General features: G+C 32.6%; 13 protein-coding genes and 1 pseudogene. 6 read left to right on the top strand and 8 right to left on the bottom strand.

Annotation, left to right across the window (positions count from 1 at the left end; translation table 11 throughout):
* Positions 1 to 77: 77 nt before the first annotated feature.
* Positions 78 to 638 carry a GNAT family N-acetyltransferase gene (locus CN601_RS25950; RefSeq protein ID WP_098121534.1) on the top strand — a complete coding sequence of 187 codons (561 nt, stop codon included), beginning with the start codon at positions 78 to 80 and terminating at the stop codon, positions 636 to 638.
* A gap of 68 nt (positions 639 to 706) precedes the next feature.
* Positions 707 to 832, top strand: coding sequence for a YfhE family protein (locus CN601_RS25945; RefSeq protein ID WP_098121535.1), 126 nt, complete (start codon positions 707 to 709; stop codon positions 830 to 832).
* Positions 833 to 951: 119 nt separating this feature from the next.
* On the opposite strand, the gene CN601_RS25940 is transcribed toward CN601_RS25945, so the two are convergent.
* The 3 genes from CN601_RS25940 to pflB all read right to left on the bottom strand — a co-directional run bounded on the left by CN601_RS25940 (position 952) and on the right by pflB (position 4,404).
* Positions 952 to 1,134: a hypothetical protein gene (locus CN601_RS25940; RefSeq protein ID WP_098121536.1), complete on the bottom strand. Its 183-nt coding sequence runs from the start codon at positions 1,132 to 1,134 to the stop codon at positions 952 to 954.
* 171 nt (positions 1,135 to 1,305) lie between these two features.
* Positions 1,306 to 2,055: a pyruvate formate-lyase-activating protein gene (gene pflA / locus CN601_RS25935; RefSeq protein WP_098121537.1), complete on the bottom strand. Its 750-nt coding sequence runs from the start codon at positions 2,053 to 2,055 to the stop codon at positions 1,306 to 1,308.
* A 123-nt stretch (positions 2,056 to 2,178) separates the two neighbouring features.
* Positions 2,179 to 4,404, bottom strand: a complete 2,226-nt coding sequence (pflB, locus tag CN601_RS25930) for a formate C-acetyltransferase (protein WP_373605014.1) — start codon at positions 4,402 to 4,404, stop codon at positions 2,179 to 2,181.
* A 389-nt stretch (positions 4,405 to 4,793) separates the two neighbouring features.
* Between pflB and CN601_RS25925 the strand changes: the two genes are divergently transcribed.
* The 4 genes from CN601_RS25925 (at position 4,794) to CN601_RS25910 (ending at position 10,986) form a co-directional block, all read left to right on the top strand.
* The gene (locus CN601_RS25925) at positions 4,794 to 5,687 is read left to right on the top strand and encodes an ATP-binding protein (protein ID WP_098172808.1); all 894 of its coding nucleotides are present in this window, start codon (positions 4,794 to 4,796) and stop codon (positions 5,685 to 5,687) included.
* 18 nt (positions 5,688 to 5,705) lie between these two features.
* On the top strand, positions 5,706 to 7,583 hold the full coding sequence (locus tag CN601_RS25920) for a vWA domain-containing protein (RefSeq protein WP_098172807.1): 1,878 nt from the start codon (positions 5,706 to 5,708) through the stop codon (positions 7,581 to 7,583).
* 230 nt (positions 7,584 to 7,813) lie between these two features.
* On the top strand, positions 7,814 to 9,736 hold the full coding sequence (locus CN601_RS25915) for an LTA synthase family protein (RefSeq protein ID WP_098121541.1): 1,923 nt from the start codon (positions 7,814 to 7,816) through the stop codon (positions 9,734 to 9,736).
* 98 nt (positions 9,737 to 9,834) lie between these two features.
* Positions 9,835 to 10,986 carry an AI-2E family transporter gene (locus CN601_RS25910; protein WP_098121542.1) on the top strand — a complete coding sequence of 384 codons (1,152 nt, stop codon included), beginning with the start codon at positions 9,835 to 9,837 and terminating at the stop codon, positions 10,984 to 10,986.
* A 49-nt stretch (positions 10,987 to 11,035) separates the two neighbouring features.
* Here CN601_RS25910 and CN601_RS25905 read toward each other — a convergent pair whose 3' ends face one another.
* From CN601_RS25905 to CN601_RS27200, 5 genes and pseudogenes are all read right to left on the bottom strand, one after another.
* Positions 11,036 to 11,515, bottom strand: coding sequence for a methylated-DNA--[protein]-cysteine S-methyltransferase (locus CN601_RS25905; protein ID WP_098121543.1), 480 nt, complete (start codon positions 11,513 to 11,515; stop codon positions 11,036 to 11,038).
* A gap of 131 nt (positions 11,516 to 11,646) precedes the next feature.
* Complete coding sequence (locus tag CN601_RS25900) at positions 11,647 to 12,138, bottom strand: DinB family protein (protein ID WP_098172806.1); 492 nt, start codon at positions 12,136 to 12,138, stop codon at positions 11,647 to 11,649.
* Between the two features lie 309 nt (positions 12,139 to 12,447).
* Positions 12,448 to 13,197, bottom strand: coding sequence for a sulfite exporter TauE/SafE family protein (locus CN601_RS25895; protein WP_098172805.1), 750 nt, complete (start codon positions 13,195 to 13,197; stop codon positions 12,448 to 12,450).
* 314 nt (positions 13,198 to 13,511) lie between these two features.
* On the bottom strand, positions 13,512 to 14,468 hold the full coding sequence (gene glsA, locus CN601_RS25890; protein ID WP_257131822.1) for a glutaminase A: 957 nt from the start codon (positions 14,466 to 14,468) through the stop codon (positions 13,512 to 13,514).
* Between the two features lie 112 nt (positions 14,469 to 14,580).
* Positions 14,581 to 14,783, bottom strand: a pseudogene (locus CN601_RS27200) (collagen-like protein); the annotation flags it as partial.

Below are 14,783 nucleotides of genomic sequence, written 5' to 3'. Positions count from 1 at the left end.
ATTTTTTTTAGTCCTCACAAAAATTTCGCGGGTGGCGTAACCTTCTTTCGCTACCCTTATGATTAGGAGGAGTAGAGATGCTAAAACAGCGAGATTTACAAGATTGTTCTGTACTTTTTGAACTTATGGTGCATCCTGATGTCTTTCCCTTTGTGCGCCATAAAGCAAATTCGTACGAGGAATTCTTATTTATCACAAAGCAAGCAATCGAACTAGAAGAACAAGGAAAAATGATATCAAGAACAATCTTAGATGAGTGGGGCAACCCTATTGGTAACATTTCATTACATGATATAGAAGCTGGATATGGCTTTTTAGGAACATGGTTAGGCAAACCTTTTCACGGAATGGGTTATAACAAACCAGCAAAAGACGCTTTCTTCCACGAGTTATTTCATGATTTAGGGATAAACTCTATTTTTATGCGTATTCGTAAAGTTAATAAACGCTCTTTTTATGCTGCAAGTAAACTACCATACGCAACTTTAGCGAACGAATCGCGTAGTTGCTTATATAAAGAAATAAATCAAAATGAAGAAATTTACGATCTATTTGAAATCACTAAAGATAATTATTTATTGCATACAATGCGTGAAGATTATCAACAACATGAAGTTACGCATTTAAAAGAAGCGTAATTTAGTATAGCCTCCTCAAAAAATGGATAGACTTACTAAGGATTTTATAACTTAGCGAGGTGTTTTTTGTGGAAAAACGAAAAGATAAAACAAGACGTAATTTAAGTTCTACTCAAGAAGTATTATATGCAAAAGAATTTAAACGCGCTGACCGCGCCGCAGGTTATACGAATTATAATGGAGTAGGTAAATAACTTTTTTCAAAAAGGCTTTTTAATAAAGCCTTTTTTTATTTTTGTAATATAACTTTTTTCAACTATTTTACCGGTTAGTTTTCCCACATATAAACAACTATTTTAAAAAAATCATTTTCTTATTTAATCTCACTTGATTCGATGATCAAAACAGACGATGGTCTAACATAATATTCTTTACTAAGCTTCTGTATAATTCGATTCATCTCGTCTTCAATTTTTTCTCCTCGTACAAAACTTCCCCCCACTACTTCAACTTCATTATCACGAAATACATACCATGAAAATCGAAACTCTTTCATAAAACACACCCTTTAAAAAACAACTATTTTTCATTATATTCATGAATGTCAAATTTATTTTAGTCAAATGTCTAAATAATTAATAAAAAGCTAACCAAATTGAAAAATGGTTAGCTTAAAACTTTTGACGACTGCACGCTTACTTCGTTGTCTCGCTGTGATCTATTTATATTAACAGCTTTGTAATACTTTTGGGTTCGTTAATAACTGATATGCATGATTAACACTTTCTTCAGTTGGTGGTTGAATATCTTTTAATGGATACTTTAATCCTAATGCTTCCCATTTATAAACACCTAATTGATGATATGGTAAAATTTCGATTTTTTCTACGTTGCCTAATGTATTAATGAAGCAACCTAAGTTTATTAAATCTTCTTCTGAATCTGTAATGCCAGGAACTAAAACATGGCGAATCCAAACTGGAGTTTTTTTCTTGTCCAAGTATTTTGCAAAAGCTTTAATCTGTTCATTTGATTTACCAGTCAGCTTTATATGTTTTTTTTCATCAACATGTTTTAAATCTAACAAAACTAAATCTGTATACTCTAATACTTCATCTAATTTTGAAAGAAAATTCGGTTCAGTGCTGAAGCAACCACCAGAGCTATCAATTGTTGTGTGAATACCATTTTTCTTACAAGATTTAAACATTTCTAACAGAAAATCTAATTGTAGTAAAGGTTCGCCACCACTAACCGTAACCCCACCACCAGATGATTTCATAAAAGGAAGATACGTCTTAATATCTTTCATAAGTTGCTCTACTGACATTTCTTTCCCAGAACCAATCTTCCAAGTATCCGCGTTATGACAATATTGACATCTTAATAAACATCCTTGAGTAAAGATTACATATCTAAGACCTGGTCCATCGACAGTACCGCAAGTTTCAATTGAATGTATATTTCCTGAAATCATTTGCCAATCACCTCTTTAATTAGTATCTAACTGAAAACAATCCCAGCTAATAAGTAAGAATTAAAAAATGAAAGCCTAGTGAAGATTTAACTTCACCAGGCAAAAAGCATTACTGAAGCAATTTTACATAGAACCGTGGAAAGTTCTGTTTATGACATCGATTTGCTGTTCTCTAGTTAGTTTTATAAAGTTAACTGCATAGCCAGAGACTCTGATCGTTAACTGTGGATATTCTTCTGGATGTTCCATTGCATCCATTAATGTTTCTCTATTGAATACATTTACATTTAAGTGATGTCCACCTTTTTCTGTATATCCATCTAACATTGCTACTAAGTTTAATATTTGTGTTGTTTCATCTTTGCCTAATGCTTTTGGAACAATTGAGAACGTATTAGAAATTCCATCTTGCGCATCTTCGTAAGGTAATTTTGCTACAGAACTTAATGATGCTAGCGCTCCATTTGTATCGCGTCCGTGTAATGGGTTGGCACCTGGAGCAAATGGTTCGCCAGCTTTTCGTCCATCAGGTGTATTACCTGTCTTTTTACCGTATACAACATTAGACGTGATCGTTAGCACCGATGTTGTATGAATAGAATTACGATAAGTTTTATGCTTTCTTACTTTTGCCATAAATCGTTCAACAAGGTCAACAGCAATATCATCTACTCGATCATCGTTATTTCCGTATTTTGGATAGTCTCCCTCAATTTCAAAATCAACGACAATTCCGTTTTCATCACGAATCGTTTTAACTTTAGAATGTTTAATAGCTGATAATGAATCTGCACATACTGACAATCCTGCAATACCTGTAGCCATTGTTCGTTTAATAGTTGCATCATGTAGTGCCATTTCAATACGCTCATAACTATATTTATCATGCATATAGTGGATACAATTTAACGTATTAACATATAGTCCTGCTAACCAATCCAATAAAACATCAAACTTCATTTTTACTTCTTCGTATTCAAGATATTCAGTTGTAATTGGAGCATACATTGGTGCCACTTGTACTTTTGATTTTTCATCTACACCACCATTAATTGCATATAATAACGCTTTTGCAAGATTTGCTCTAGCACCGAAGAACTGCATTTGTTTACCAATTGTCATTGCAGAAACACAACATGCAATGCCGTAGTCATCGCCATAATCAGGACGCATGATATCATCATTTTCATATTGAATTGAACTAGTTTTAATTGACATTTTAGCGCAATATTGCTTAAAGCCTACTGGTAATTGTGCTGACCAAAGTACTGTTAAGTTTGGCTCTGGAGCTGGCCCTAAATTATCTAATGTATTTAAAAAGCGGAATGAATTTTTCGTTACAAGTGGGCGTCCATCCATTCCTATTCCACCAATTGATTCAGTAACCCAAGTTGGATCCCCTGAAAATAATTCATTATAATCCGGTGTACGAGCAAATTTAACTAATCGAAGTTTCATGACAAAGTGATCAACTAGCTCTTGTGCTTCTTGTTCAGTCATTGTATTTTCTTCAATGTCACGTTCAATATATATATCTAAAAATGTTGATACGCGGCCTAAGCTCATCGCAGCTCCATTTTGTTCTTTTATCGCTGCTAAATAACCAAAATATAACCATTGGAAAGCTTCTTTTGAATTTGTTGCAGGTTTAGAAATATCAAAACCATGCGTCTCAGCCATTTGCTTTAATTCTTTTAGAGCACGAATTTGTTCATTTAATTCTTCACGATCTCGAATAACCTCTTCAGACATAACATTTGTCGTTATATTTAAAGCGTTCATTTTATCTTTAATCAATCGATCTACACCATATAATGCTACTCTTCTATAGTCACCTATTATTCGCCCACGGCCATATGCATCAGGTAGTCCAGTAATAACGCCAGAACGTCTTGCTGCTTTCATCTCTGCCGTGTAAGCGTCAAATACACCTTGGTTATGTGTTTTTCGATATTCCAAAAATACTTTACTTATTTCATCATCAACTTTATATCCATAAGATTCACATGCTGCTTCAGCCATTCGGATCCCACCAAATGGTTGTAGTGATCGTTTGAAAGGTTTATCTGTTTGGAAACCAACAATTTGTTCTAATTCTTTTTCTAAATAGCCTGGTTCATGTGAAGTGATTGTAGATACAATCTTCGTATCCATATCTAGAACTCCGCCATTTTGGCGTTCTTCTTTAGATAAATTAAGTACTATATCCCAAAGTTTGTTAGTTGCATCAGTTGGCCCGACAAGAAATGAATCATCACCAACATAAGATTTAAAGTTTTTTTGAATAAAGTCTCTTACATCAATCATTTTTTCCCAGCGTCCAGTTTCAAATTGTCTCCATTGTTCCATCGTATTACTCCTCCTCTTCTGCATGTAATACAGAAAGTTAATTAGGTATATAACAGATTACATGTTTAATTTATCATACGATTTACTAAATCTTTTACATACTTTTTGAACATATTGTGAAACATTGAACAAAGTAGTCTAAAACTTAATAATATAAACAATTAGATACTTTCCACTTAATTACAGTTGTTTCATATATATAGTAATTCATTCTGAAAACTTTCCTGTTATTCCACAAACTGTTATACTCAATAGATAGAATCTGTATTACCAAATTTCAATAAAAATTGTGGACAAGACATTCACAATCTTGATATGCGATAATATGATGGTTAGTACAAAAATGAATCAATTCACATATTGAACACTGTTTAATTAAAGGAGTAATTATGAATACACAACTAAATCTTTCTAGTTCTATTAAAGAAAAATTAAATTTTATATACAATGAACACATTCAAAAGGTACTAAAAGAAGACCAACTATTAATTGGAACAAAACAATACGTTTCCCAAGACAAAACGATTTTAGAAGATGCAATAACCGCTCTTCTACTCGGTAAAAATATACTATTAAAGGGTCCAACTGGAAGTGGTAAAACAGTTCTAGCAGAAACTCTTTCAAAATTACTTTATCAACCAATGCACAGCATAAATTGTTCAGTTGATTTAGATATAGAAGGGATTGTCGGATATAACACAATTGCTTCAAATACAAATGGATCTGAAGTTGTATTTATTGATGGACCATTAATGAAGGCAATGAAAAAGGGTCATATTTTATATATCGATGAAATCAATATGGCTAAACCAGAAACATTGCCATTATTACACGGTGCACTTGATTATCGAAAAATGATTACAAACCCATTTACTCAAGAAGTAGTAAAAGGTGATGAAAACTTTAGAGTAATCGCAGCAATTAATGAAGGATACGTAGGGACAAGTGAATTAAATGAAGCTTTAAAAAACCGTTTCATTATTATTGATGTTCCTTATATAAATGGTGAGTCTTTATTTCAATTATTAAAAGATGAGTCTGAGTTAAAAGACGAAGAGCTATTGAAAAAGTTCACTAGTTTTTCAAGTGATTTAATTCCATTGGCTAGTGAAGGAAGAATTAGTGAAGATGCAGCTAGTATTCGTGGTGTACTTGACGCATGTGATTTATCAGTTCATATTCCAGTACTTAGAGCAATTGAACGTACTATTATCGCGAAATTAAGTGATGATATCGAGCGTGAAACTGTTAGAGAATTAGCAGAAAGTTATTTTCTTTCTTGAAATGAGTGAGATTAAAATATGAAACAAATCATTTTTAATAATAAAAAAATCGATGCATCCACATTTCTTCAAATGGAAAATTTATCGATCTCTCTTTCAAAAAATCAAAATGCATTTTTAGAATTTGATTTTCAGGCTTATTATGACGATGAAGAACAAAAATTTACGATAAGTCATTTTTGGGATACTCAGGAACATAACACACAGTTACAGGGCCTAAAATCAGACGTGTACTTAAAAGCATTAGGTAATAAGCATTATACCGATTTTACTGAATTTAAGGATGTCCTTAAGGAATTACACGAAACTCATTTAAAAAGCTTTTTTACACAACTTTACGTCCTACTCGAAGATATCCGATTAGAAGAACTAATTATTCGCCAAAGACCGGGTACAAGACAATTATTTTCTACGAGAAAAAGAATATATAGACATTATTTTGAATCGCAATATAAAGCAAATGAGATCCGTAATTTCCATTTAGATCAATTATTTTGTTTAATCTATCTTTCACTCACCTCTTCACAGTTAACTTATCATACAAATGAACAATTAGAGGATATTTTACCAATCCTTTTTCAAACGTTTGAAGCTAAGAAGACGAGTGATATTTCTTCTATTATATTTAGAGTGCAACAGAGGTTACTTTCAATCTATAAGGAAGATATGATTCACACATACTTTGGCTATCTTCCATTAAATAAACTTACTGACCTTGCTTCTTGTAACAGTCAAGTTAAGGAACTTCAAAATGATGACAGTCAAGATGGTCTTGATGAAAGAAATAGTGAAGATGAAAAATTATCAACTTGGCATAGAGAAAGTAAGAATAATGAAACGGACGATAACTTTTTACGCTTTGAAGTAGAAAGTGGAACAAAAACTTCTATTAAAGCAAACTTTGCAAGAGAAGAAGAAGCTAGTGATCAGGCAATAGCAAATGCATTCGGTTCTTCTAAACAAGGAGAGAATAAAAAATCAAAACAAACTGAATCACATGAGGTGTCTAATTCATCCTCTTCACAGCAAAATGCTTATGGCAAATACAATAGCAATGTATCAATAAAACATCTCGAAGCAACAGGACAAACAATAAGTGAAAAGAAACAGTATTCTACATTATCAGCAATGGTCTCGAAAGATGTTAAAGAACTAAGAAAAACGATTGAAAAATCTTTAGAGAATAAACAAAATGCACCAACGGATAAGTACTATGGCAGACTAAATAAAAAATGGATTCGACTGTTCACAGAAGAAAATCCAAAAATGTTTTATAAAAAACAAAATGAATCGAAAGAATTAGATGCAGTTTTTTATTTACTAGTTGATTGCTCAGGATCGATGTTTAATAAAATGGATGAAGTTAAAAAAAGTGTTATTCTATTCCATGAAACATTAAAACAATTAAAAATTTCGCATAGTATTAGTGGATTTTGGGAGGATGCTTCAAATGCATCTAAAGAAAATAAACCAAATATATTGCATCAGGTCATTCCGTTTTCTAGCTCCTTATCCCCTTCAGTTGGTCCTAATATAATGCAGCTTCATGAAGAAGAAGATAATCGTGACGGATTAATGATTCGAGTTGTTTCAGAAGAGCTCGCTAAACGAACGGAAAAGCATAAATTTCTACTTGTTTTTACAGATGGCGAACCTTCAGCTCTAGACTATTTCCAGGATGGTATTATCGATACCCATGAAGCAGTTAAGCAAGCTAGAAAACTTGGAATTGAAGTAATTGGTACTTTCATTGAAGAAGAAGAACATCAAGAAGAAACATCGCAGTTAATGAAAAATATTTATCAGCACCATTATTTAATCGCCTCAGATGCTGAAGATTTAAGAGTTCAATTAAAGCCGATGTTAAAAAAATTACTATTAAGAAGCATAGATTGATAAAGTTGTCCATAAAATGAAAAAAAGAATAGGCCTACTAGTAGCCTATTCTTTTTTATATACTTAATAGATTTTGTCGAACGGATTTACATAACGAAATCGTATTTCCTATTGATTTTTAATTTTAAACGGAGTACGATAAATTTTGACGACTTAGAGAGATGCATATTTAAAGAAAAGCTAGTTGAATGAACGCTAGTTTGTTTTGTATTTAAGGGGGATTAGAGACTATGCCTACTTCATTTAAAGCAACATTTTCACGTGTACGATTCGTATTACTAGTTGCGTTAGTAGTTTGGCTAAAAACGTATATTGTTACTCTTTTTAGTTTCGATTTAAAGATTGATACAGTCTTTCAAAATGTAATATTATTTATTAGCCCATTAGCATCCTCTTTATTTCTAGTAGGGATCGCCCTGTTTTTCAAAGGGAAAAAACGTAATGCGATTGCCTTGCTAATAAATTTCATTTTAACTTTACTTTTATGTGGAAACGTTTTATTTTATGGATTCTTTAATGACTTCATAACTTTACCTGTACTTTTCCAAACTAGTAATATGGGTGATTTAGGATCTAGTGTAAAAGAATTAGCAAGCTTTAAAATCATATTTATGTTTATTGATATTTTGATCTTGTATTTCATCTCAAAAAAATTTCCTAAATTTTCAAACAGCGGTCGAATACCATCATTTATGAAGTCAACTTATTATTTAATCACGATTGCTATTGCTGTATTAAATTTAGGATTAGCTGAAATGGAAAGACCTGAATTACTTACTCGATCATTTGACCGAGAAATGCTTGTAAAAAATCTTGGTTTATATGTATATCAAGGTTATGATCTTTCACTTCAAACAAAAACATCAACACAAAAGGCTTTTGCTGATAGTAGTAAATTAACTGAAATCGAAAACTATGTAAATAGCAATGGTGTAAAAGCAGATGCAAAGCTTTTTGGAAAATATAAAGGCAAAAATGTTATCGTTATTTCATTAGAATCAATGCAAAATTTCACAATTGGTGCAAAGGTTAATGGGAAAGAAATAACACCATTTTTAAATAAATACATTAAAGAAAGTTATTATTTTGACCACTTCTACCATCAAACAGGTCAAGGTAAAACATCTGATGCTGAGTTTATTATCGATAACTCACTATATCCATTAGATCGTGGTGCTGTCTATTTCACACACGCAAACAACGAATATATGGCTACACCTGAAATTTTAAAAGATCAAGGATATTATTCAGCTGTATTCCACGCAAATAATAAAAGTTTCTGGAATCGAAATGTAATGTACCCTTCTTTAGGCTACGACCGATACTTTAACGAATCAGATTATAATATTACAGATGAAAATTCGGTTAACTGGGGATTAAAGGATGTAGATTTCTTTGACCAATCACTTCCTCTTTTATCACAAGTGAAACAACCGTTTTATTCTAGATTTTTAACGCTATCAAACCATTATCCTTTCGTACTTGATCCTAAAGATCAATTCATTGATCAATATAACTCTGGTGATGAAACACTTGATCGATATGTAACAACTGTACGATATATGGATGAAGCAATTAAGGATTTTATTGAAGGTCTGAAAAAATCAGGTCTTTATGATAATACGATTATTGTTATGTATGGTGATCATTATGGAATTTCTGAAAACCACAATCGTGCAATGGCTCAGTTCTTAGGTAAAGATGAAATAACACCTTATGATCATATGGATTTACAACGTACGCCATTTATTATTCATTTACCTAAGCAACAAAAAGGTAAGACAATTACAAAGGTTGCTGGTCAAATCGACGTCAAACCTACTATTCTACACCTTTTAGGTGTAGATACAAAATCAGATATCGAATTTGGTAAAGATTTATTTAGCCCGGAATATACAGAATTTATTGTTTTCCGCGATGGAAGTTTCGTAACAAGTAAATATTATTATGTAGCTGGCTCAAATACTTTCTATAATCGAAAAACTGCAGAAAAAGTAGAACTTAGCGATCAGGAATCGAAATTGCTAATCGATAAAGCAAAGAAAGAATTAACTCTTTCAGATAATATTGTTTACGGAGATTTACTCCGCTTTGACACTAATAATAAGTATAAAACAGGTACAATGAAAACAATCACTGAACCAAATCAGTAAGAGGTGCTTTTACAAGCATCTCTTTTTGTTATATTATGGTATTTATACATAAGTTTTTAATTTAATAAAATTCATAATACCGTAAAGGAGGTTATTAATTGTTTAAAAACTCCAAGTTATTATTTTGGACGGTCGAAATACTATTGTTATTCTTAGTATTATTCGTTGGAACAAAGATTTCATTTTTATTTCAACCAATTGCAATTTTAATTAGTACATTATTTGCACCGATACTTGTCTCGATTTTCCTATACTTCCTATTTGCACCAATAGTCGATTTTTTAGAGCGTAAAAAGGTGCCTCGTTCGATCGGTATTTTGCTTCTTTACCTTGCATTAATCTTAATTGCAGTAGTATCTATCATTAATGTATTCCCTACTTTAACCGATCAATTTAAAGATTTGGTAAATAATATGCCAACTATTGTAAATAAAGCTACAAATAAAATTGGATTATTAGAAAAGTGGTTAGGAAGCCAAAACTATGTTGAAATTAAAGATTTAGAAAAGAAAGTTGCAGATTACTCAATCGTATTTCTTGGTGGAATTACGGGTGGAATTGGTGCATTTTTTAATATACTTAGCAATGTAACTTTAATCATTTTAACGGTTCCATTTATATTGTTTTATATGTTTAAAGACGGTCATAAATTTCCTACTGCAATGTCTCGTTTTTCACCTCAAAGTTTGAGGAAAGAAGCAATTCATATAGCTAAGGAAACAAGTGAAACATTGGCCTCTTACATTCAAGGTCAAACCATTGTTTGTATATTCGTAGGTATTGGAACATTTATTGGATACAGCATTATCGGATTACCTAATGCTTTAATTTTAGCCTTAGTTGCAGCTGTTACAAATATCATTCCATACTTCGGTCCATTTATCGGAGGAGCTCCTGCAGTAATTGTTGCTATACTAATTTCTCCAAAAATAGCTTTATTCGTAATATTAGTGATTTTAATCGTCCAACAAATTGATTCAAATTTAATCTCACCATATATAATGGGGAAAAAGTTAAATATTCATCCTTTAACGATTATTTTACTATTATTATTTGCGGGTAACTTCGCAGGTGTACTTGGCATGGTTTTAGCTGTACCAACATACGCAATCTGTAAAGTAGTGATTATTAATATATCTAGAATCATTAAGCTAAGGAAAAAAGCAAAATTCGCAGATAGTATCATAGATGATGAAGTCGAGCCAAAAATTGAAATAAACATTATCGACGAAAAAGAACCGAAAGAATAATAAAGAGCAGGAACTTGGACATTAGAGTCCACAATTCCTGCTCTTTCTATTAAATTTCTACTCTCATGCCTTGTTCTCTTTTTAATAACCACTCTTTCCGCCATAAGCCCCCAGCATAACCAGTTAACTTACCATTTGATCCAATAATTCGATGGCAGGGTACGATGATACTTAGTGGATTTCTAGCATTTGCATTCGCAACTGCTCTTACCGCTTTTGGATTTCCTATTCGATTAGCAATATCGGCATAGGAAGTTGTTTCTCCATATTTTACTTTAACAAGTTCCCTCCATACACTTTCCTGAAAAGGAGTTCCTTTTGCAATTGATCGAATACTAAATTCCTTTCGATTTCCATTGAAATATTCATTTAATTCATTTGCTGCATCCTTTAAAGCAATTGGAACTATCTTACTCATTTCACCATTTTCTTCTTTAACAAAATCAATATATGCTACTCCTTGATCATTCCCAACAATCCGCAACATACCTAACGGGGTGACTATATACGCTGTTTCTAAATCATTCATCAATCATTCTCCTATGCTTTAAGTCGCTACTACATTGCTTCATCACATTGATTATAGCCATCTCTATTATAAAATTTAACCTCTTGTTCACTCGGCCATACGATAAAAAATCCTCTAACCTAAATTTCCTCTTAATCCTCTGTGCCTAAAACATCTGTATTAGGTGGAATATACCCCATTTGACGAGCCATTGCGACAATTTGTCCTTTATGATGATATTCGTGTGTAATTGTATGTATTAACAATTTCATCGGTGTAAAGGAAACTTCTTCATTATTATCTCTCCAAGGAATCGTTCTAACAAACGGTTTATTTAAGTCATCAGTCGGCATGTTAAATAATTCATTTAGGTATAAGTCAGCTAGTTCAAATCTTGATCTAATATCATCAAGAGTAATATTTACGATATTTTCCTTTGGCGTAATTGGCTTTTTGGTTTTTAATAAAATAAACGAACCAATCCAAGCAATATAACATTCAGCCATATGCAGCAGTGATTCTCTAACACTTTGAAAGCCGAACCCATCTAATTTACGAGCAAAATCCTCTTGCTTTAATTCACTACAAAAGTTTAATAATGTTTCACGATTTTCTTTAACCCAATTATATTCTTTCAGATTCATTACCTTCACCTCTTAAACGATTGTTTATTTATGCTATTCTACTTAGGCGTAAAAATCACCTTTATATACTGTGGATGAATTAATATGTTGCTATATTGTGGAGAATACGAACACTTTGTGTACTTTATTGATAAAGCTGTGAACTTTGTTGATAAAGTGATAGTTTTTGTTGATATATTGATAGTTTTTATTGATATATTATTCAAATTTGTTGATAAAATAATTTCAAGGTATATTCATTAACGAAATAATCTTCAATTATCAACAAAAATAAAAAGTCTGTGGACATTCGCACAGACTTTCACACATTTACACAAATAACTTCAAACTTACTTGAACAATTAACAAGACAGAAACTGAAATCAAAAGAATTCGGGCAAGCTTCATCGGTACGAATTCTGCAAACCTTAATCCAACCTGATTCCCAAGAATCGAAGCAGCTGCCATTGTTACAGCAATTTTCCATTGAAAGTGGCCCGTCATATAAAAAATGACAAACGCTGATAAACAACTACCAAAATTTAATACTCTAGCTAATTGAACAGCATTTACATAAGTAAACCCTTTTTTAATAAAATACAAGATTGCAAATGTTGATGAACCTGGACCAAAGCCCCCATCATAAACGCCGATTCCAGTTAAGATTCCTCTATCTAGTAATGTTTGCTTTTCCACGCCGCTTTTATTCTTAGTTTCATAGTTCCACTTTTTACTTGCAAACGTTAACCATACCGAGCCAGTTAATAAAACTAATGCGACTATATTCATCACATGTTCATTTAACATACTTGTAACAAATGCTCCAATTCCTCCACCCACTATAGAAACAAGTATAAATTGCAAAATGATAGATGGCTTAAAATCCCTCTTTTTAATTGTATAAAGGATGCTACTAAATGATCCTAAACCTGAAGCAAACTTATTTGTAGCAATACCCGTTTGAATTGGAATTCCAAGAAAAATCATCATAGGAAGTGTAATTAATCCCCCACCACCTGCTAACGTTCCAACCACTGCTGCACCGATTCCTAAAATAAAAAGTAATAATAGTGAGTCCATTTTCCTATCCCCTTTTTTACGTCTACCTCTACTATACACAAAATATTCGAAAAAAGGGAAAAGTTAAGGACTAATTTTAAAGATCAGATTCAGAAAAAATAGGTCGAAGGGGAAAAATCGGTTGAAATTAGGGACTTTATATTCACATTTCAAAGGATTATTTAGACAGCTTAAATTTGTGAGAGCAGTGATTTTATGGGAATGTGTTGAATCAACAACGCATGTTTTTATTAATCCATGACATTAAGCTCAAAATCATAAAAAAGGAGTGCCCCTATGTCAGACAACCTGACTTATGAGACAACCCCTTACGTTTAAAAAATACTTAAATTATATTTAGAAGCAAGTAATTCTAACAGTTTTATACCTGCTATGCTATTTCCCTTTTCATCAAGTGAAGGTCCATAAACTCCGATTCCAAATCTACGAGGCACTGCACCCATCACACCGCCAGAAACTCCACTTTTAGCTGGGATTCCCACTTTAATGGCAAACTCACCTGATGCATTGTACATCCCACAAGTAACCATAAATGTATTACAAATCTTTGCAACTTTCTCAGGGATAAGCTGTGTTTTAGATATTGGATCCCATCCATCAAGAGCAAAAATAAGACCAATCCTCGCCAATTCAACACAATTTACTTCAACTGAGCATTGCTTCGTATATAAATCTAATAACAACTCGACATCTTCAGTAATAATGCCATGCTCTTTCATAAAGTAACAAAGTGATCTGTTCAGATGTGCTGTTTCAAACTCTGATGCAGCAACCTCTTTCGAGTAAGAAAGATCTTTATTACCTGTTAAAACTTTCATAAAGTTTAAAAGTCGCTGAAATCTATCATTAATACTATGACCTTTTATCATACTTGTAACAGCCAATGCTCCAGCGTTAATCATTGGATTTAATGGCTTACCAGCAGACCTAATCTCTAATTTCGCAATCGAATTAAAAGGATCACCCGTTGGTTCCATCCCTACTCGTTCGAATACATAATCCTCGCCTCGATCCATTAATACCAAAGCTAAAGCAATCACTTTCGATATACTTTGCAAAGTATATCGAGTACTCGTATTACCTGCTTCAAAATGTCGTCCATCAGGCAAAAACACGGCCAATGATAAATCCTTTTTCTTCGCCTTCGCAAGCGCAGGAATATAATTGGCTACTTTTCCATACTGGATAAACTCCTTTGCTTCATCAATAAGGATTTTTAAATCCTCCATTTGCTGAACCTCTTTTTCTTCTCGAAATCCATTTTGCGTCATAAAATCACCTATTTAGTTTAATTCAGTTTTAAGGTAAAAAAAGCAAATGAAAGGAAAAGACACCTAAAACCGCTTTTTCAGAGTGTCTATTACTATTTACTACCTATCTTTACTATCTACCTCTCCCACCAGATCTTCCTTCGTTACGTGTACTACGTGTACTACCTGTACTTCTAGATCTTCCATCGTTTCTTGTTCTACCTAAACTCTCGCTTCTTTCGCCTCTACCAGATCTATTCGTATTACCAGTTCTACCTGCTCTGCCAGCATTTCCCGTTCTTTCCGATCTGTTTGTACTTCCTGGTCTTTCCACTC

The organism is Bacillus sp. AFS017336, assembly GCF_002555445.1.
Lineage (GTDB): Bacteria > Bacillota > Bacilli > Bacillales > Bacillaceae_G > Gottfriedia.
The sequence above is the reverse complement of the archived record's forward strand: the minus strand, read 5'-3'. Positions and strand labels throughout refer to the sequence as shown.